General features: G+C 41.7%; 16 protein-coding genes. 11 read left to right on the forward strand and 5 right to left on the reverse strand.

Annotated features, from left to right (window positions below):
- Positions 1 to 7: 7 nt before the first annotated feature.
- The 7 genes from BDE36_RS00375 (at position 8) to ffh (ending at position 5,768) form a co-directional block, all read left to right on the forward strand.
- Complete coding sequence (locus BDE36_RS00375) at positions 8 to 643, forward strand: O-methyltransferase (protein ID WP_128770740.1); 636 nt, start codon at positions 8 to 10, stop codon at positions 641 to 643.
- Positions 644 to 647: 4 nt separating this feature from the next.
- Positions 648 to 1,322, forward strand: coding sequence for a glucosaminidase domain and LysM peptidoglycan-binding domain-containing protein (locus tag BDE36_RS00380; protein ID WP_128770739.1), 675 nt, complete (start codon positions 648 to 650; stop codon positions 1,320 to 1,322).
- A gap of 6 nt (positions 1,323 to 1,328) precedes the next feature.
- Positions 1,329 to 2,156 (forward strand): glucosaminidase domain-containing protein, encoded by an 828-nt coding sequence (locus BDE36_RS00385; RefSeq protein WP_128770738.1) that lies wholly within the window; start codon positions 1,329 to 1,331, stop codon positions 2,154 to 2,156.
- A gap of 58 nt (positions 2,157 to 2,214) precedes the next feature.
- A complete protein-coding gene (locus BDE36_RS00390) occupies positions 2,215 to 2,961 on the forward strand; it encodes a peptidase associated/transthyretin-like domain-containing protein (RefSeq protein ID WP_141813306.1) in 747 nt (248 codons plus the stop codon).
- Between the two features lies 1 nt (position 2,962).
- Positions 2,963 to 3,292: a hypothetical protein gene (locus tag BDE36_RS00395; protein WP_141813307.1), complete on the forward strand. Its 330-nt coding sequence runs from the start codon at positions 2,963 to 2,965 to the stop codon at positions 3,290 to 3,292.
- A gap of 48 nt (positions 3,293 to 3,340) precedes the next feature.
- Positions 3,341 to 4,327 (forward strand): DUF3078 domain-containing protein, encoded by a 987-nt coding sequence (locus BDE36_RS00400; protein WP_170205908.1) that lies wholly within the window; start codon positions 3,341 to 3,343, stop codon positions 4,325 to 4,327.
- A gap of 100 nt (positions 4,328 to 4,427) precedes the next feature.
- A complete protein-coding gene (ffh, locus tag BDE36_RS00405) occupies positions 4,428 to 5,768 on the forward strand; it encodes a signal recognition particle protein (RefSeq protein WP_141813308.1) in 1,341 nt (446 codons plus the stop codon).
- A gap of 462 nt (positions 5,769 to 6,230) precedes the next feature.
- Here ffh and BDE36_RS00410 read toward each other — a convergent pair whose 3' ends face one another.
- Positions 6,231 to 7,526, reverse strand: coding sequence for a UDP-N-acetylmuramoyl-tripeptide--D-alanyl-D-alanine ligase (locus tag BDE36_RS00410; RefSeq protein ID WP_141813309.1), 1,296 nt, complete (start codon positions 7,524 to 7,526; stop codon positions 6,231 to 6,233).
- A 46-nt stretch (positions 7,527 to 7,572) separates the two neighbouring features.
- Complete coding sequence (locus BDE36_RS00415; protein WP_141813310.1) at positions 7,573 to 9,990, reverse strand: outer membrane beta-barrel protein; 2,418 nt, start codon at positions 9,988 to 9,990, stop codon at positions 7,573 to 7,575.
- Between the two features lie 204 nt (positions 9,991 to 10,194).
- Between BDE36_RS00415 and BDE36_RS00420 the strand changes: the two genes are divergently transcribed.
- A complete protein-coding gene (locus BDE36_RS00420) occupies positions 10,195 to 10,767 on the forward strand; it encodes an RNA polymerase sigma factor (protein WP_128770732.1) in 573 nt (190 codons plus the stop codon).
- An 83-nt stretch (positions 10,768 to 10,850) separates the two neighbouring features.
- Here BDE36_RS00420 and BDE36_RS00425 read toward each other — a convergent pair whose 3' ends face one another.
- Complete coding sequence (locus BDE36_RS00425; RefSeq protein ID WP_128770731.1) at positions 10,851 to 11,351, reverse strand: hypothetical protein; 501 nt, start codon at positions 11,349 to 11,351, stop codon at positions 10,851 to 10,853.
- A gap of 305 nt (positions 11,352 to 11,656) precedes the next feature.
- Here BDE36_RS00425 and BDE36_RS23855 point away from each other — a divergent pair, with 305 nt between their 5' ends.
- Both BDE36_RS23855 and BDE36_RS00435 read left to right on the forward strand, forming a co-directional pair.
- Positions 11,657 to 11,914 (forward strand): hypothetical protein, encoded by a 258-nt coding sequence (locus BDE36_RS23855; RefSeq protein ID WP_141813311.1) that lies wholly within the window; start codon positions 11,657 to 11,659, stop codon positions 11,912 to 11,914.
- Between the two features lie 161 nt (positions 11,915 to 12,075).
- The gene (locus BDE36_RS00435) at positions 12,076 to 13,833 is read left to right on the forward strand and encodes a glycoside hydrolase family 3 protein (protein ID WP_141813312.1); all 1,758 of its coding nucleotides are present in this window, start codon (positions 12,076 to 12,078) and stop codon (positions 13,831 to 13,833) included.
- Here BDE36_RS00435 and BDE36_RS00440 read toward each other — a convergent pair.
- On the reverse strand, positions 13,830 to 16,685 hold the full coding sequence (locus BDE36_RS00440) for an outer membrane beta-barrel protein (protein ID WP_141813313.1): 2,856 nt from the start codon (positions 16,683 to 16,685) through the stop codon (positions 13,830 to 13,832). The genes BDE36_RS00435 and BDE36_RS00440 overlap by 4 nt on opposite strands.
- Positions 16,686 to 17,001: 316 nt before the next feature.
- The gene (pepT, locus tag BDE36_RS00445) at positions 17,002 to 18,258 is read right to left on the reverse strand and encodes a peptidase T (RefSeq protein ID WP_128770727.1); all 1,257 of its coding nucleotides are present in this window, start codon (positions 18,256 to 18,258) and stop codon (positions 17,002 to 17,004) included.
- Positions 18,259 to 18,346: 88 nt separating this feature from the next.
- On the opposite strand from pepT, the gene BDE36_RS00450 reads away from it, so the two are divergent.
- Positions 18,347 to 18,952 carry a rhomboid family intramembrane serine protease gene (locus BDE36_RS00450; RefSeq protein WP_128770726.1) on the forward strand — a complete coding sequence of 202 codons (606 nt, stop codon included), beginning with the start codon at positions 18,347 to 18,349 and terminating at the stop codon, positions 18,950 to 18,952.
- Position 18,953 lies beyond the last annotated feature (1 nt).

Below are 18,953 nucleotides of genomic sequence, written 5' to 3' on the forward strand. Positions count from 1 at the left end.
GCAGGCTATGGAGCTGCTTACTGAGGGACTGCAGACCTATCTTGAGCAACATTGCGAATCCGAACCGGAGTTGCTCAGATACATAAGTCGTGAAACGCATTTGAAGGTTGCAAAACCACAGATGCTTTCAGGACACTACCAGGGTCGTGTCTTAAGTTTTCTAAGCAAACTCATCTCTCCCAAACGAATTCTTGAGATCGGTACCTTTACCGGATATGCCACTATTTGCCTGGCGGAGGGACTGACGGAAGATGGCTTTATTAACACAATAGACGTAAATGAAGAGCTCGAAGACCGTGTAAGAGAATATTTCCGCAGATCTGAATTTGAGAGTAAGATAAGGTATCAGATAGGCGACGCCGCCGTCATAATCCCGGCTCTGAACGAACAATATGATATTGTCTTTATTGATGCGGATAAAAAAAATAATGGAACTTACTACGACCTCGTTTTTGATAAAGTGCGCAAAGGAGGCCTCATCATAGTAGATAATGTACTTTGGTATGGAAAAATAACCTCGGGTGCAACCGACAGCAGAAGTGTGCATATCCGCAGCTTCAATGAAAAAGTAATGAACGATCATCGCGTAGAGAAACTTATCCTTCCTGTACGCGATGGTCTATTGATAATCCGTAAACTGTAATACTATGCTTAAAAAGTTTATTTATGTTAGCCTTATAGTTTTAACAGCAGGCACTGCGTTTGGCCAGAATCCTGCAGATAATTACATCGATACCTATAAAGAAGCCGCCGTCAGCACCATGAACCAGCACGGAATTCCAGCCAGCATCGTTCTTGGTATCGCCATTCATGAATCAGCCAGCGGCACCAGTAAAATTGCACGTTACCTGAACAATCATTTCGGTCTTAAAGGTAAGGGCGGTCCAAAAAAGATCCGTTCATCCTATAAAGGGTACGAAAGTGTTGATGACTGTTACAATGATTTCGTAACTTATCTTAAAACCCGCTTTTCCGGATTATTTACGAAATATACTCCGGCAGATTACCGCGGCTGGGCACTTGGCATACAAAGAGGCGGCTACGCACACAGTCGCTCCTGGGCAAGTCAGGTAATGGCTATAATAAAGAAATACAGGCTTTATGAACTTGATGCAAATGCGGCAAACAATTCTGCAACATTTTCTGTACTAAAGCCATCTGAGCCAAAGGAAGAGGCTAATGATCCGGTGGTCTATCTCGTAAAAAGAGGGGATACACTACTTGAAATAGCCGAACGTTTTGGTACAACAGTAAAAGAAATAAAACTAAGGAATGGCCTTTCAAGCAGTTTGCTGCGAATAGGACAGCAGTTGCATTTATAATAGAGAATGAGAAAATACTTACTGGTGATTGCCTGTGCTGCATTTTTGGTATCGTGCAGCAGCAAAAAGGGTTTGGTGAAGGTTAATAAAACAGGAAAGAAGCCTGATAAAGTTATTTCGGATGACAAACTTGTAAAAGTATATTCTACCAACGGTTATATTGAGCGGTTTAAAGGCATAGCTGTAGAGGAGATGAACAGAAGCGGAATTCCCGCGAGCATTACGCTTGCCCAGGGAATGCTTGAATCGGCGAATGGAAACAGCTCACTGGCGCGCGAGGCAAATAATCACTTTGGCATAAAGTGTCATGCCGGGTGGCAGGGAAAAACGGTTACTAAAGATGATGACGAAGCAGGTGAATGCTTTAGATTTTATAATTCAGCTGAAGAATCGTACAGAGATCACACCGAATTCCTGAAACGACAACGATATGCTTTCCTTTTTGAACTTGACCGCAATGATTATAAAGGTTGGGCCCGTGGTCTGAAACAGGCAGGCTACGCTACGAACCCGAGATATCCTGAATTACTCATTGGATTGATAGAACGGTACGGCCTTGAACGCTTTGACCGTGGTGAAACTGTTATTGCCAAAGCTCAAAGAGAAGATCGCATTCAGGAGCAAATAGAAATAAAAGAGCAGCAACAACCTTCTGCACAACAAAGTGAACCTGCGAAATCTCCGGTAACCATGAAGATCTATGAAGTTACAGCTGGAGACACCTTATATTCGATTGGACGAAGGTTCGGACTAACGGTAGATGAAATTAAAATAATTAATTCACTTCAGGCAGGCGAAATCAAACCCGGACAGCTATTGCTTGTTTCAAAATGAGTTAATATTTGTTAAATGTTACATCATTTGCGAAGCAAATACCTTAGTTTTATCCTGCTTGAAACGACTACTTAGTGTTATATTGCTATTTTCCTGCTTAAAGCTAAGCGGGCAGGAACGAACGGTTGAAGGAATAGTATTCGACCGTGACAGTAAACAACGTATTTCCAGGGTATATATTTATAATCTGAGAAAACATACCGGCTTTTACAACAATATAAAAGGCGAATTTTCAACGAAAGTAGCAGCGGGCGACACTTTAATAGCTGCGGCGGAGGGATACCGGGTGGATACGCTTACGGTGAGGTCGCAGGCTGCGCTACTTTTTTATCTCAAGCAAACAAGCATTCACTTGCGGGAGGTTACGGTTACCGATACTGCCCGTCATCCCAGGGAACGGCTAAAGCAAATAAAAAGAGAGTATAAGGATATCTACAGGAAAGGTGACCCACAAGATCTTCTTGCGGTTGGTGGAGGTAACGGGACGGGCGGAGCGGGTTTGGGCATTGACGCTTTATATAGTTTACTCAGCAAAGAAGGCAAAAACGCCCGATACTTGCAGGAGATCATTGAGAGAGACTACCGGGAAATGATGATTAATTACCGCTATACCAAAAGCCTGATAAAAAATGTAACGGGACTTCCTGATGATAAGCTCGAAGATTTTATGCAGCAATACCGCCCATCTTATTATTTCATCCTTGAAGCAAGCGATTATTCTTTAATAAGCTTCATCAGGGATTGCTATAAGCAATATCTGAAAGACCCATCTGCCTACAGGCTTCCCCCACTCAAATCTCCTTGAAATGGCTGATTTTGGCATAATCCACATTTCCTTTCTGCCTGCAGAGGGGATGGCACTCTTTCCTTTTATACTTATCAAAAAGAAGACATATAAGACCGATGCACTTCTGATCAGGCATGAGAGGATACATCTACGACAACAGGCAGAAATGGCCGTCATTTTTTTCTATCTGTTTTATCTTCTCAACTACATCTTTAACCTCCTTCTCTACAGAAATCACCGGCAGGCTTATCTCAATATCATTTTTGAGAAAGAAGCCTACACGATGGAAGGGGAGGTAGATTATCTTAGGATGCGCAGGCCTTTTGCGTGGATAAAATTCATATTCTGAAGCTTTCGTTTTTATCCTTTGGCTTTTTTCGCTTATTTTGTTTCCGATATGCTGAAAAGGTTTTTGCTTCCTGTACTTTTATTTCTATCGTTTGCCGCTCTTAGCCAACAAGCTAGCGTGGATACTGCAGAATTAAATAACTTAAGAGAATACCCCAAGAAAAACAGTCTGCCGGTACGGCGGCCTGTTCTGCAGCTCCAGCCGGTTCAGCTTCCCGAATCGCAACTGAACCTCAAAGTTAATTACTGGCGTAACTGGGTGACCTTTGGCGTTAATATGAACCAGGCATCCTTTAGCAATAACTGGAAGGGAGGGGGAGTTAATTCAATAGCAATCGGAACTACCTTTAATTATAAAACTGATTATACCAAGGGCGACAAGAACTACGTATCCGAAGTTATTCTGCAATATGGAAAGATAAAAAACAAGGGGCAATTGCAACGTAAAAGTAATGACCGGATCTACTGGGATAATAAGGTCGGCCTGAAGTTGTCGCCCAGCTGGAACTTTTTCGGATCACTAAACTTTGAATCTCAATTTGACCGGGGGTTTTCATATTCAACAAAAGACGGTGTAGAAACGGCTAAAACCATCTCACGTTTTATGTCGCCGGGATATTTAACGGAGTCTATAGGTTTTGAATACAAGCCAAGCAAATATTTCTGGCTTCGTATCGGTACGGGAACCGCCCGCCAGACTTTTGTTTTAGACAAGGATCTGTATCTTAATAACGATAAGAACTTCGGGGTTGAACATGGTAAATCGTTCCGGAACGAGCTGGCCTTTCAACTTGTGAGCAGCTATGAGAGGGATATTATGGAAAATATATCTTTAAAAAGTCGCTATAGCATGTTTGCTAACTATGAAAAGCTTAAAAGTATTGACCAGCGCCTTGATCTCACTTTAATCGCAAAAGTGAACAGGCTTATTAACGTTACGTTTACTGGTGTAGGGCTGTACGATGATGATGCAACTGATAAAATTCAGGCAAGCCAGTCGCTTGCTTTGGGACTGACATACAGGTTTCCGAAGTAACGACTATTGGTCTTTACGCAATACATTTGCCTCAACTTAGCGCCGGCAACATACAAAAAAAATTTACTTAACTTTGCAGCCCGTAGAAGCTGATTAAAAGATGTTTGAAAACTTACAGGATAAACTGGACCGCGCCTTTAAGGTACTGAAGGGTCAGGGAACGATTACAGAGATAAACGTAGCAGAAACGATGAAGGAGATCCGGAAGGCTCTTCTTGATGCGGACGTAAATTATAAAACAGCTAAAACATTTACTGATGATGTAAAGCAAAAAGCGCTTGGACAAAACGTTCTCACGGCTGTATCTCCAGGACAACTGCTTACCAAGATCATGAATGATGAGCTCGCCGAGCTCATGGGTGGATCGGTAACAGAGATTGGCCTGACTAACAATCCAACCATTATACTTATTGCCGGACTAAATGGTGCTGGTAAGACCACGTTCTCGGGTAAACTAGCGAATTTCCTTAAAACTCAAAAAGGGAAAAAACCATTACTGGTAGCAGGAGACGTTTACCGTCCGGCTGCTGTTGACCAGTTACAGGTGCTCGGACAACAGATCGGTGTTCCGGTATATGCCAACCTCGAATCAAAAGATCCCGTCGGAATTGCCCAGGAAGGGATCAATGAGGCTAAAAAGAATGGAAATAACGTAGTTATCATTGATACCGCCGGACGGCTCGCTGTCGACGAAGAAATGATGAATGAGATCGCGGCAGTAAAGGCCCGTACAAATCCTCACGAAATCCTTTTTGTTGTTGACTCGATGACTGGTCAGGATGCTGTCAATACTGCAAAAGTATTTAACGACAGGCTTGACTTTTCGGGTGTTGTTCTTACAAAGCTTGACGGTGATACCCGTGGTGGTGCTGCTCTGTCTATCAAATCGGTTGTCAATAAACCAATAAAATTTATTGGAACAGGCGAGAAGATGGAAGCACTTGACGTGTTTTATCCTGACCGTATGGCTTCCCGGATTCTCGGAATGGGGGACGTGGTTTCACTGGTTGAAAGAGCACAGCAGCAGTTCGATGAAAAGCAGGCAGCCGAACTTCAGAAGAAAATACGTAAAAACAAGTTCGACTTCAACGACTTCATCGGGCAGATACAACAGATCAAAAAAATGGGTAACATGAAAGATCTGATGGGAATGATCCCCGGTGTTGGTAAGGCTGTGAGAGACATTGATATCGACGACAATGCTTTTAAACCGATCGAGGCTATTATTCAGTCAATGACTCCCTTTGAGCGGGAGAATCCTGATTCTATCAATCAGAGCAGGAGAGCTCGAATTGCAAGCGGGTCGGGAACAAATCTTCAGGAAGTGAATAAGCTTATCAAACAATTCGAGGATATGCGTAAGGTGATGAAGCAGTTTAGTAATCCCGCAGCAATGTCTAAGATGATGAGGGGGATGCCCCGAACTCCGTTTGGAAAGTAATAAGAGAATATACTTTAAGATAAAGGGCTGCCTGATAATTTTCGGGCAGCCCTTTTTGCTGGTTTGCATGTCGGCTATGTACTTTTTTCTTTGACCGCAAAGAAAAAAGCTACCAAAAAAGAAACTCGCGGCTGCTTTCATTGCTTTTATAAAGACTGCTTTTACCGGGTGTAGTGCCGCCGCAATGAAAAAGGCCGCAAATGCGGTTACGTTAAAGAACTATATAAGAATGTTATCCAGCCTTCTTTTTGTTTTCTGCTAGCTGAGTGTTTGTTTTTATTGCAAAGAAAGGCTACCAAAAAAGAAACTCGCGACTGCTTTCATTGCTTTGAAAGAGTGTGCTTTTAACGAGTTTAGTGTTGCCGCAATGAAAAAGGCCGCAAATGCGGTTACGTCAGTTGTTACGATAAAATCTGTTATAGATGACTCAATTATTTTCAGGCTGCCCTTTGTTATAACTTACTAAAGCAATTCGACGAGGGTTTCCATTTTCATACTTCTGGATCCTTTAATTAAAACTACTGAGTTGGTTATGGGGTTGTCCTTTAATCCATTAAAAGCATCTTCTGTGGTCATGTAAAACCGCGCATTAATCTGACTCCCCGCGTGGAAGAACTCCTTTCCGACAAATATTCTCTCATCGACATCAATGCTCAAAGCTTTGTCAAGGACTGCCTTATGTTCTGCAGCCGCATCTTCGCCCAGCTCAAACATGTCTCCCAGAATAAGGGTCTTTTTATTAGCTGAAATAGCAGCAAGGTTATCGATAGCTACTGCCATGCTCGAAGGATTGGCGTTATAGTAATCGCAAATAAGCGTATTCGACTCGGTCTTTATAATTTGCGACCTGTTATTCCCGGGGATATAGGAGTTGATTCCGGCGTTAATCTGATCTTCTGAAAGTTCAAAGAATAAGCCAACCGTGATCGCTGCAACTATGTTTTCGAGGTTATATGTACCAGTAAGATTGGTTTTTACACGATGAGTTCTTTCTCCGGAGAACCAGTCTATGGTTAAAAAAGGATCATTCTCCACTATTTCCCCCTTTACACCGTCGCCGGAAAGAGTTCCATAACGAACAACTCTTCCATTTCCGCTTCCGTACATTTCCACTAAGTGCGGGTTATCCTGATTTATAAACGTAACACCATCATTCTCTTTAAGAAAAGAATAAAGCTCGCCCTTTGCTGTTTTTACACCTTCAAAACCACCAAAACCCTCCAGATGTGCCTTCCCGACATTGGTGATAAGTCCGTGTGTAGGTCGCGCTATGGTACATAAAAACTCAATTTCCTTTTTATGGTTAGCGCCCATTTCGATGATTGCCAGCTCGGTGTCTTTAGGAAGAGAAAGGAGAGTGAGCGGAACCCCGATATGATTATTTAAGTTTCCGGTAGTGGCATATGTCTTGAACTTTTGGGAAAGAACAGACTTAAAGAGTTCCTTTGTGGTAGTCTTTCCATTTGTTCCTGTAATTCCAATAACCGGAAAATCAAATTGGCGGCGATGAAACCTTGCCAGGTCCTGCAGTGCTTCCAGCACGTCAGGTACGACTATATATCTTTCGTCTTTTTGCAGTCCGGCCTGATCAATAATCGCAAAAGCTGCGCCATCATCAAGGGCCTTTTGAGCAAAGAAGTTTCCGTCAAAGTTTTCGCCCTTCAGCGCAAAAAAGAGGCAACCGGCAGTAATCTTACGTGTATCAGTACAAATTACCGGATGTTCTGCATATAATTTATATAAAGCTTCCGTTGTCATTTTTCAGTTTGATTCTGCAAGTATAATACGATTTAAAGATACGGCTCTAATTATTTACTCTTTTACTTTCAGCTTCGTTACCAGCTTTTCTTGTTTTTGAGCCGGCGACTGTTTTCCTTCCAAATTTATAAGTGAGATTTAACCGGACCACTCTCGTTTCTATTTTATGTCGGCCGGTCAATTCGACCTCGGGCAGGTTAGAGGTATACCGGTTCCGATCAGAATTCAGAATATCGGAAACTGATAATTTTAGCGCGAGGTCGTTGTTTAGAAAGGTTTTCCCAACGCCAAAATCCAGCACATATACCGACTTAAAGTCATACATTCCTGATACCGTAGGGGATTCATAATTAAAATTACATTCCGCTCTGACATCTTTTTTTAACTTAAATGTATTTGAAGAGCTAAAGGAAACTAATAAACTGTTTCGTTGAACACTTCCGCCCTCGCCGATATTAAACTTCCTGAAATATCCCTGTATGTTCAAAATGGAATTAAACCAGGAGTTAACGGCAAGCGAATAATCAAATTCCATACCGATACTTCTTAATCCCTGCAGATTTCGCTTTATCGTACGGCTGACGCCGGAAGTATCGTTCTGTTCAGTAAACGACAGATAATAATCTCTTACATAATTATATGAAAGATTGCTTGTAAGCCTGTCTCTATAAATATCTGTCAGCTCAATAGAAGTAGAGTATTCGGGCCTCAGGTAAGGGTTTCCTTCCCTGTAGGTGTACTGATCAAGAAAATACCTGAATGGATTAAGATCGTCATAAGCAGGTCGCGTGATTCGACGGTTATACTCGAGGACAAGTTTGTGCTTTTTATTAAGATTAAAAGAGAAACTCGAAGATGGAAATAAGTTGAAATAACTCCTGTCAAGGTTGCTCCCCAAAAGTGAAGAACCCGAAGAATGTGTATACTCGCCCCTCAATCCCAATTCGAGTTTTACTTTTTTAAACTGCTGACTGTAATTTCCATAAACAGCCTGGATATTTTCCTTAAAACTGGACTCGTCATTAACAAAGGAGCTTGTCAACCAGTCAGCTTTATCGGCATTTTCTATTTCGCGCTTATTTTTATTTTCTACAATACTGCTTTTAACTCCAAACTGTAGTACCCTCCGGGCTGAAAGCGACATTGAATAATCCGCCTTTATTGACTGAATAGTGATATGGGAAGGAGTAAGGTTTTTCAAGCCAGAAGACTCACGATAGACGTTATTCTGATCGTTGTAAAAATTATACGTAAGGCTCTCATCTGATTTCCGGTTGTAAACCAGGTAATCTGCATCTACGGTGATAGCCGAGGATTTAAAATTAAGTTTATAGTTGAGGTTGAATGCATTATTTGATACAGTACGGCTTTCTTTCGAAAAAGTACGAATGGTTGAATCAACACGCCCACGATCACTTAAAATGGTCCGGTTTTCCTCATTCGAAAGCATACTGTTATACATTCCAGTGTACATCAATCCAAAAGTTTGGTTTTTAGATATATAAAAGTCCGTACCTACTTTGAAATTCTGGTTCGAAAGCGATTTTAAGTCGTGGTTATTTATATCAAATGCTTCATTCATTCCTTCAAAGTACACCATCCGGTTCATTTGATACCTGTCAGTCCTCCTGTAATCGTTCAACGTCCAGGAACCGTAAGCATTGAAATATTTTTGCCGATGGTTAAGTAAAAGGGCCCAATTAGACTTATAATTCTCTCCAAATCCCCCTCCTCCAGTTACACTTCCGTTGGTTCCGGTTTTCTTGTTCTTCTTTAACTTAATATTGACAATGCCACCGGCCCCGGAGGCATCATAATTTGACGATGGATTACTTATCAGTTCAATCTGATCTACCAGTTCTGCACTTATCCCTCTTAAGAACTCGGCAACATCACCAGAAGACAAACTAACAGCCTTACCATCCATCATAATGGTTATCCCCTGACGACCTCTCATTGATATTTGCCCGTCGGCTGCTGCCTGAATTCCCGGGACGCGCCGTAAAACGTCAAATGCATTGCTACCTGAAGCCATAATGCTCTTATCTACATTCAAAACAACTTTCCCGGCAGCTCTTTCTATATAAGTTCCTTCACTTTTTACCTCAACCTCTTTCAGCAGCAAAGAGTCCCTCGTAAGTTTGATATTACCAGCCATTATGTTGCTGTCTGGTGTTACCGTATAAGGGCCGCTGATATTCCGACGGTATCCGATAGATCCGGCGACAAGTACATACGTGCCGGCTGAAACGTTTCTAAATTCGAATAGTCCGAGCTCATTACTATTCACAGTCTTGAGTCGCAAAGAATCGGGCAGTTTAATGAGCTCAATAGTTGCAGACCCAACAGGACCTCCGTCAGAATCAAGCATTCTTCCCTGCATTACAACTCCGGTTTGAGCAATCACAACGGAATATACACTAAGGGTAGTCCACAAAAGGAGAAATTTCTTTTTATTCGGCATAGGTTATTCGCTAATTTCATAATTATCTTTCTAAAAACCCCTCTTTATTTAAAAAAATATTCAAAGCACTTTTTTCTTATCCACTAATCGTACGAAAACGGCCGTTATTGTCCGCTTTTGAACAGCAGATTTGTCTTAAGCATGGCGAAAAAGCACTATAGAGCAGTTTTTTAACTGGCATTGCATTTGAAACTGAAATGGCAAATGAATACAATCTCACGCTTCAAGGAGCTAAATAAGATGATCGAAGGCAGCCGGCAGAAAGATTCGAGACAGCAGGAATTATTGTACAAGGCTTACGCGGCAAAGATGTTTGTAGTCTGCCTTCGTTATGCCAGAGACCATATGGAGGCAGAGGATATCTTACAAACAGGTTTCATAAAAGCTTTCGATAAAATCGCTACTTATAAGAATGAAGGAACGTTTGAAGCATGGCTGCGACGAATTATGGTTAATACCGGTATCGAAAGTTATCGGAAAAGACAGCGTACCATTCAGATAGAAGCGCTCTGCGAAGAAAGTTTTCAAGTAACATATGGTTTGGCGGAACCCTCGCTCGATATTAAAGATTTGTTGAAACTGGTTCAGAAACTTCCCGATAACTATCGGACCATATTTTGTTTATACGCCATAGATGGCTATTCACACAAAGAAATCTCTGTTATGCTGAATACGACAGAGCTCGCGTCGAGAGCCGCCTTATGCAGGGCGAGAGAAGTGTTAAAAAAAGTTATTCTGAATAGCGAGAAGCTTGAAAGAGTGTGCCTGGCGTGTTAAACATTAACGCTGCTTCAATGTAAAAAACAAAAAAACCGGGATGTCCCGGTCTGCGATTTGTTCTTTTTAAAAAGAGGTTGGATTTACAAATTCTTAAGGTAAGAAACCTCTCCGTCGGGAGTAATTTTAACCACCATACTTTCCTCTTTATTTTTCAGACTTGCGAAGTAGATAGTACCATAATTCCTCTGCCCGCTTAAAAGGTATAAGCCAGAGTCGTTCTGACCATCGAAATCATAGCGAACTATCTCGTCAACAGAGTAATCAGCATAGAACTTTTGTAAGCGGCTTTTACTAACAGCTGGCAACTTGTTGAAATCTACATACTGAGTAGTAGCAATATAATCGCCATTCAAATCAAAAAAAGCCGACATCTTCACACCGTCTAACGTAAATGAAGCTTTCTGGAATTGATTTGTAACTGTCCATTTAACATTGGCAGCACTCTGATATTTACTAAGGAAATTGTTCTCTGCAAAATAAGAAACTTCAGCATCCTTCTTTTCACTTTTGTTTTTATCATCTGCGTAACTCTTACCAGATAAAGCCAGAACTAAAAAGGCCAGGTAAAACAACTTTTTCATATCACTTATTTTTTATTTCAGCAACAAAAGTATAAAATTATTAAGTAATGCTAAAATAATTATTAATTTTTATGAAATTATCATAATAAATAGCCTGTTTTATTAAAAAATTTAACAAGAGGCAATTTTTTGATATTTAGATTTAGAATTTCTTAAAAGCCACGGTAGAGACGGATACGCCCAAATACTATTCTATCTAATGGTTTTTCATCATAGTTTTAAATAATTCTCTTTTTATAAATCCATACGGCAAATTATTTGTTAGAGTCCTACAAACATTCTACATAAACAATTGAACAACAGCTATGAAAACAAAAGCTTTTATTTTGCTGCTAAGTGCCGCACTCGGCATGGCAGCTTGCTCTTCAAGCAGGGAGGGTCAATCAGGAACTGATGCAACCACAACCGACACGACGGGAACTGGAACAGGAACGGATACAGGAACCGGTACGGGAACGGACACAGGAACCGGTACGGGGACAGATACAGGAACTGGTACGGGGACTGGTACCGATACGGGGACTGGTACGGGAACAGGTACAGATACCACCGGAACCAGATAATGTAAAAAAGGAGAGCCATACAAATATGAGTTCTCCTTTTATCTTCTGTTCCTTCTACCTAATCCTTCTCAGATTCTTTCACCTTCAACATAAACGAAACAAGGCTGGCGCAATATTTGTAATAGGTTAAGCTCAATTGATTTCATTTAGACCGCATAACTATGACAGCCATCCGGCGCTTTTTACTTTTTACAATACTTTTATTTTCTTCTGATTTTCTTCCAGCCCAGACCCGTAGTCCGTTTTTGGAACAAACCATTGCCCAGCGACGATGGGTGGATTCGGTATTTAATACCCTGAGCCGGAAAGAACGGATCGCCCAGCTATTCTTTGTAAGGGCTCATACTGACAGAGGTAAAGCGTTTGAAGACTCTGTTGCTTCATTAATTAAAAAAGGGAAAATTGGGGGGCTTGTATTTTTCCAGGGAGGCCCGGTAAGACAGCTGTCTTTAACCAAGCGTTATCAGGAAATAGCAAAAACGCCTTTATTAATTGCAATGGATGCTGAATGGGGCCTTGGTATGCGTCTTGACAGTACAATCTCTTACCCTTATCAAATGACCCTCGGCGCCATTCGCGATACGGGACTCATTTATCAGATGGGAGTTCAGATAGCAAAAGATTTTAAGCAGATGGGTATGCACATTAACTTTGCTCCGGTCGCAGATATTAACAACAATCCTAATAATCCAGTTATTGGTTACAGATCTTTTGGCGATAGTAAATATAACGTGGCCGCGAAAACGCTTGCCTATATGAGAGGGATGCAGGATGAAGGAATTTTAGTAAGCATTAAGCATTTCCCCGGACATGGAGATACCAATGTTGACTCTCACAAAGATCTTCCTACGCTTAATTTTTCAAGAGCGAGACTGGACTCCATTGAGCTATATCCCTTCCGGGAGCTAATCAAAGCGGGAGCCTCCGGCGTTATGGTGGCTCATATGAATATTCCCGCACTGGATAATACGCCCCATCTTCCTTCGACTCTTTCTGTGCCAATTGTTACCGGCCTTCTTAAAAACGAACATCAGTTTAAAGGACTTATTATATCGGATGCTATGGAAATGAAAGGCGTTGTTAAATATTTCCCCAATGGAGAGGCAGATGTAAAAGCGATTATGGCGGGTAATGACATAATAGAACTATCAGAAGACACACGCCGGGCAATCAAGCTCACCAGAAAAGCAATACGTAAAGACCAAATAAGCTGGGATAGGATTAACGAAAGCGTAAGAAAAATATTAGCAGCAAAATACTGGGCAGGGCTTAATAGACCAATAAGCATCGACACTGCTGATCTGATTAAAAAACTGCACCGATCAGAGTCTGTGGCGTTAAATCAACGTCTATCGGATGCTTCGGTAACTGTTTTAAAAGGCGACAGTCTTTTGAGAAGCCTTGATCCAGCATCAAAGACGGCGGTTATCAGTCTCGGCGTAACAGAAGTTAGCTTATTTCAAAAAGAACTAAAAAAGACGTTTTCTAACTCCACCAGCTTCGTCCTTTCAAAAATCGCTTCGTCGAGCGATATCACTGCCATGCTAAGGGAACTGCGAAAATACGACCAGATTATTCTTGCCGTCCATGACTACAGAAAACGGCCGCTTAGCAATCTCGACTATAACAGCGAATTAAAGATCTTCATAGCAGAGCTTTCCAAGCTCAATACTGTGACCTGCGTATTTGCAAACCCTTACACCATTGCCGGCCTTCCCGGCATTGAGTCGAGCAAAAGCCTAATAGTAAACTACCAGAATAGCGAAGAAGAGCAACGTTCGGCAGTGAAGGTAATTTCAGGCCAAATGCAGGCAAATGGCCGCTTACCCGTTACGATCAATTCCTTTTTTAAATATGGCGACGGCATTGACTACTTTCCAGTTCCACGGGCGGTTACCGGACAGCTAACGGAGGATTAAAATCCTCCCGGCGGCCCACCTTCCGGCCTGAAGCCCCCTTCGCGCCTTCTTTCACCATCTCTACCTCCCGGACCACGATCTGACTGATTTACCCCGCCAAACCTGTTCAGTCGGTAGGCAAATGAAAACATGAAATACCGCGTCAGACGGTTGGTGCTTGATTCCATATACGTTCCGCTTTCAGAAGTGGAGGCTGTAACATTACGCGCCTCGTTTAACAGGTCGTAACCCTGAAACCTTAGTCTGCCCCTGCGGTTAAAAAACTGCTTCTCCAGGTAGGTATTAATTATAAATGGATTGGAGGTAATGGAGCTGCTGTAGCCCTTATTTATATTCTTACTCCCATCAAATCCGAAAATGAAAGTCTTCAGAAAATATATTCTTGCATTGAGATCAAGCGTCCAGGTAGTATTCTTTGTATCAAAGTTTGTAGGTAAAGAATAATTTACCCATGAATGCCTGTACGAAGTACCGGGAGTAATATCGATATTCTCATTGGGATTTATTTGCATTCGCAGACCCTGCGAAAGCGACCAGGTCTTACCTATATTCTTGAGGTTATCGTTATATGAAACATCATTGGTATAATTGGCTGAGCCATTTAACCGCAAGGTATATTTTCGCTCAGAGAAAGGTTTGGACCATGAGTAAAATCCGTTAGCCGCATAGTAACCGTCCACATTCAGATATTGGGTTTCCTGAATGAGATTATAACTTGTGCCTGTTGCTGTTATCACTGGCAACTGGTATCTGACAAGGTTACTTGTAATCCGGTCGTTTATAATATTTCCTCCCAGGCCCACTATGAAGAACGTGCCGGCAGCCGGATCAAAATTATTATACCGAATACTTATAGTCTGGTTAAATGCAGACTTAAGATCTGGATTACCCACAATCGGCCTTTGCGGATTACTCAAATCTACCACAGGCTGGATCTGGTTGTAGCTTGGCTCGCTACTCCTTCCTGAGTAATTGATATTAAGCGATCGCGATTTTGCAAAATTGTAAACGAACCTTGCATTGGGAAAAAAGTTGAAGTTTTTCCTTCTTACCCCCACATCATTGCTTTCTGAGTATCCTTCAAGCAAAGAAGGCTGAGCTGAAACACCGACTGAAAAATTATAAAGCTTTTCACGATCATACCGGTAGCTTAATCCGAAACGGTTGGTGGTAAAAGAATAATCAAAAACGTTACTTAATGAATCTACCGGAACATACCCCCCCGAGCCATCAAGTTCTGTAATCCTGCTGTTATCATATGAAGAACGATTATAATTATATGATAGATCGATCCTTGAATATATTCCTATAGGTTCGCTGTAAGTAACATTCGTCTCAGTATTAAACCGCTCATTATTGGTATAAATACGTCGGTTTGATACGGAATCGGTATATAAATTTAAGTCCTCCCGATTATAAAAGCGAAATTCGTCTTCTGCATCCTGATCGTTTTTGGTATTCGAATTATTGACAGAAAAACTCACTGAAAGATTTCTGCCCCGCTTAACAAAACGATGATTATAAAGAAGGTCACCTCCTATCGCCGGAGATCGTGAATCGGATAAAGATTGAGTATTTTGATCCTGTTTAGATCGCTCCATAATTACCGAAGTGTTATAGCTGTCGGAATTAGTACTGTTGTAATTAAATGACGGAGAGACCTTCAGGTAATTAAGCGAATCAATTTTGTATTCAAGATTAAAGTTGAGACGATGGCTATTATTGATACTGTTCGAATTTCTGATAGAAGAATTAGACACAGAGAATGTTGTATCGCGACCTGACGTTTGAGTTAAGCTGTTTTGGTAGGTATCGGTATTCCTGTTTTGAATACTGTAGCTTCCGTAAATACTTACTTTCTTACTGAGCTCGTCACGGAAGTTCAGGCCGCCGGCTTTCGTGTCGGTAATACCGGATCCACCACCGCCACCAACACCGCCACTACGAAATCTACCTCCCCGCTGATTGCCTCCCCCAGCAAAATCAAATAACGAAGCGTTGGTATTATTTAAATTAATAAGACCGGAAAGCTGCCTATCATTGTCCATTAACTGAACCATACCGGAAAGCTGATATCGTCCATCGTTTTGAACATTCGTATTTGTACCACTTCTGGCGTCACCTCCGCCGCCAGCTATGACGTTAGCAATTACACCTTTATTCCGGTTAGGACTTATTGTAATGTTCAGAATTTTATCAGGATCGCTGTCCCTTATCCCGCTTGCATTCGCCTGGTCTCCATAATCGTCAACGATCTGAATCTTTTCTATTATTTCTGCAGGAAGGTTTTGGGTAGCCGTCTTTAAATCACCGTCAAAGAAATCTTTTCCATTCACGCGCACCCTGGTAATGCTTTTTCCCTGGGTAGTTACATTTCCATCTTTGTCTACCTCTACCCCCGGCAACTTTTTAATTACATCTTCTACTACCGAATTTTCTCTCACAGGATAATCGCTGGCCCTGTACTCAACTGTATCTTCTTTAATTGTTACAGGTGCAGTGCCTGAAACGATAACCTCGTTCAGCAAATTACTTTGGCTTTTAAGTGTTATAGGGTCCAGTTTTAAAGGGCTAGTGGCATTTTTAAACAGATATCTTTGATTGAATCCCCGATAACCAAGACTGGTTACACTCAGCAGAAACTGGGATGACTGAACATTTCTGAATACAAACTTGCCGTCAACGTCTGTACGTGTAAAAAGGGAATCTTTAGATGATATTAGTTTTACGGTTGCTGCTATTACACTGTTTCCGGTGGAATCTTTTATTGTTCCGCTTACTTCGCGGCCTACCTGGCCATAGATTAAAGCAGGAGCCCCCAGAAACAACAGTAAAGCGATTAAATTCTTCATATTATGTATTGGACTAATTGTGTGTGCGTTTAGCGTTACAGTAAGACAGAGATTATGGCTCCAAGTTTAAAACTTATTTTCACCGTTTAGCAATAAAGATACTTACAGGCCTGATATTGCGACGAACGATTCTATTTTAATGCTGAACCTGTTTTTGCCAGTGACTGATATACAACAAAATAGACTCTTAGTATCGCTCGTTTATGAACAATACTAAGAGTCTATGCATTCTATTGTAACAATATTTATACAAAAAACGGTAGCCCTATGATATCAATAAGACCGATACCCGGGGTTTCTTTTTAATCTGGTTGCCTTAAAGAGTTAGCTCTTCCCAGACAATTGCGATATTAACTATAGTTTCCACAGCCTTCTGCATATCCTGTACAGATACCCACTCCTGCTTTCCATGAAAGGCGTGCTCACCCGCAAAAATATTAGGACAGGGCAAGCCCATAAATGATAAACGTGATCCGTCTGTGCCTCCGCGGATACTCTGCCGCTTCGGTTGCAGGCCGGCTCTTCGTATCGCTTCTTCAGCAAACCGGATAACATCCGGATGATCGTCCAGTACCAGCTTCATGTTCCGGTATTGTTCTTTTACCTCCAGAGTAAACGATGAATTGGGATAGCCTTCCAATACTTCCTCCGCAATTGCTTTCAGTATTCGCTCGTGATTCACGAGTTCTTTTTCATCAAAGTCTCGCAGAATAAACTCAACACTTGCCTCTTCAACTGTTCCCCGTATAGCGACAGGATGGATAAAACCTTCTTTATCGCTGGTACTTTCAGGCGAAAGCCGATCTTTAGGAAGGAAGGATACGATCTCAGATACTATTTTGAGCGCACTTTCCATATTTCCCTTGGCAAATCCGGGATGAGCGCTCACCCCCTTAACCTTAAGCAGCGCATAATCTGCAGAAAATGTTTCATTCTCCACAGAACCACAGGTTTCGCCATCCACGGTATAAGCATATTTTGCTCCCAGCTTCTCCAGATTGACCTTATCCACACCACGGCCGATTTCTTCGTCAGGGGTAAACAGCAGCCTGATCGTGCCATGTTTAATCTCAGGATGGCTGATAAGAAAATTCGCGGCGTCCATAATCTCGGCTAAGCCTGCTTTATTATCAGCTCCCAGAAGAGTTGTACCACTGGCTGTGATGATATCATTGCCCATCTGACTCCTAAGATCCGGATGATCTTTAAGCCTTAATACCTGCGCAGGATCATCGGGCAAAATCAAATCCTGCTTCTGGTAATTCCTGTGAATAAGAGGGACGACACCAGCTCCGCTGCAATCAGGGGAGGTATCCATATGCGAGCAAAAGCAAATCACAGGCACATCTTTTTCTGTCGTTGAAGGAACGGTAGCATAAACGTACCCATATTCATCCAGTTCAGCATCGGCAATTCCCATCTGCTGAAGTTCTTCAACCAGCAACCGGCCCAGGTTCTTTTGTTTTTCTGTAGATGGCGTGGTTTCGGAATAGGGATCAGATTGAGTATCTATAGTTACATACTTCATAAACCTATCCAAAACAGTAAACGAATAATTCTTTATGTTGTCCATTGTGAATCCAGTTTTATAATAGTATGTAAAAGTACGGATTGAAAACCGGGTTTAAAATTGCCATTCATTTTTCGTACTTTTCGGCCTTATGCAAGAATTTATCAGTCAAACACCGGTAGCTAGTATCATATTTATATTTACATTAGTAACAAGTATATATGCCTTCTCAAATCCGGGCATTTATGGAAAGTTCATGTTGCATCCTTACAGCGTAAGCCGGGGATCGCGTATTTATTCCATCTTTACAAGCGGGCTGATACATCAGGACTGGGGACATTTATTCTTCAATATGTTATCCTATTACTTTTTTGCTTTTCAGCTCGAAAGAATGATAGGGCACTGGCAATTTGGTGTCCTGTATATTGTCAGCCTGGCCTTAAGCGACTTAAGTACTATTTTAAAGCATAAAGATCATTATGGGTATAACAGCCTGGGAGCATCCGGCGCTGTCTCTGCCGTGGTATTCAGCTTTATTCTTTTCAATCCAGGCGCAACCCTTTTTGTATTTTTCATTCCGATGAATGCAGTATTATTCGGCGTTGCGTATCTTTTCTATAGTGCCTATGCATCACGTCAGTCGAGCCATATTAATCATGACGCTCATTTTTTTGGCGCCCTTTCGGGTATAATTATTACCATCATTCTATACCCCCAGATCGTAGCGTATTTCATCAGGCAGCTAGGCTTAGGATAAG

This window comes from Arcticibacter tournemirensis (assembly GCF_006716645.1).
Taxonomy (GTDB): domain Bacteria; phylum Bacteroidota; class Bacteroidia; order Sphingobacteriales; family Sphingobacteriaceae; genus Arcticibacter; species Arcticibacter tournemirensis.

What these genes read in the sequence shown, in the direction of transcription:
- BDE36_RS23855 (WP_141813311.1), top strand. Translation starts at nt 11,657, where the DNA reads ATGAAAACAAAAGCTTTTATTTTGCTGCTAAGTGCCGCACTCGGCATG.
- pepT (WP_128770727.1), bottom strand. Translation starts at nt 18,258, where the DNA reads ATGGACAACATAAAGAATTATTCGTTTACTGTTTTGGATAGGTTTATG.
- BDE36_RS00435 (WP_141813312.1), top strand. Translation starts at nt 12,076, where the DNA reads ATGACAGCCATCCGGCGCTTTTTACTTTTTACAATACTTTTATTTTCT.
- BDE36_RS00375 (WP_128770740.1), top strand. Translation starts at nt 8, where the DNA reads ATGGAGCTGCTTACTGAGGGACTGCAGACCTATCTTGAGCAACATTGC.
- BDE36_RS00415 (WP_141813310.1), bottom strand. Translation starts at nt 9,990, where the DNA reads ATGCCGAATAAAAAGAAATTTCTCCTTTTGTGGACTACCCTTAGTGTA.
- BDE36_RS00395 (WP_141813307.1), top strand. Translation starts at nt 2,963, where the DNA reads ATGGCTGATTTTGGCATAATCCACATTTCCTTTCTGCCTGCAGAGGGG.
- ffh (WP_141813308.1), top strand. Translation starts at nt 4,428, where the DNA reads ATGTTTGAAAACTTACAGGATAAACTGGACCGCGCCTTTAAGGTACTG.
- BDE36_RS00450 (WP_128770726.1), top strand. Translation starts at nt 18,347, where the DNA reads ATGCAAGAATTTATCAGTCAAACACCGGTAGCTAGTATCATATTTATA.
- BDE36_RS00410 (WP_141813309.1), bottom strand. Translation starts at nt 7,526, where the DNA reads ATGACAACGGAAGCTTTATATAAATTATATGCAGAACATCCGGTAATT.
- BDE36_RS00380 (WP_128770739.1), top strand. Translation starts at nt 648, where the DNA reads ATGCTTAAAAAGTTTATTTATGTTAGCCTTATAGTTTTAACAGCAGGC.
- BDE36_RS00440 (WP_141813313.1), bottom strand. Translation starts at nt 16,685, where the DNA reads ATGAAGAATTTAATCGCTTTACTGTTGTTTCTGGGGGCTCCTGCTTTA.
- BDE36_RS00420 (WP_128770732.1), top strand. Translation starts at nt 10,195, where the DNA reads ATGAATACAATCTCACGCTTCAAGGAGCTAAATAAGATGATCGAAGGC.
- BDE36_RS00385 (WP_128770738.1), top strand. Translation starts at nt 1,329, where the DNA reads ATGAGAAAATACTTACTGGTGATTGCCTGTGCTGCATTTTTGGTATCG.
- BDE36_RS00425 (WP_128770731.1), bottom strand. Translation starts at nt 11,351, where the DNA reads ATGAAAAAGTTGTTTTACCTGGCCTTTTTAGTTCTGGCTTTATCTGGT.
- BDE36_RS00400 (WP_170205908.1), top strand. Translation starts at nt 3,341, where the DNA reads ATGCTGAAAAGGTTTTTGCTTCCTGTACTTTTATTTCTATCGTTTGCC.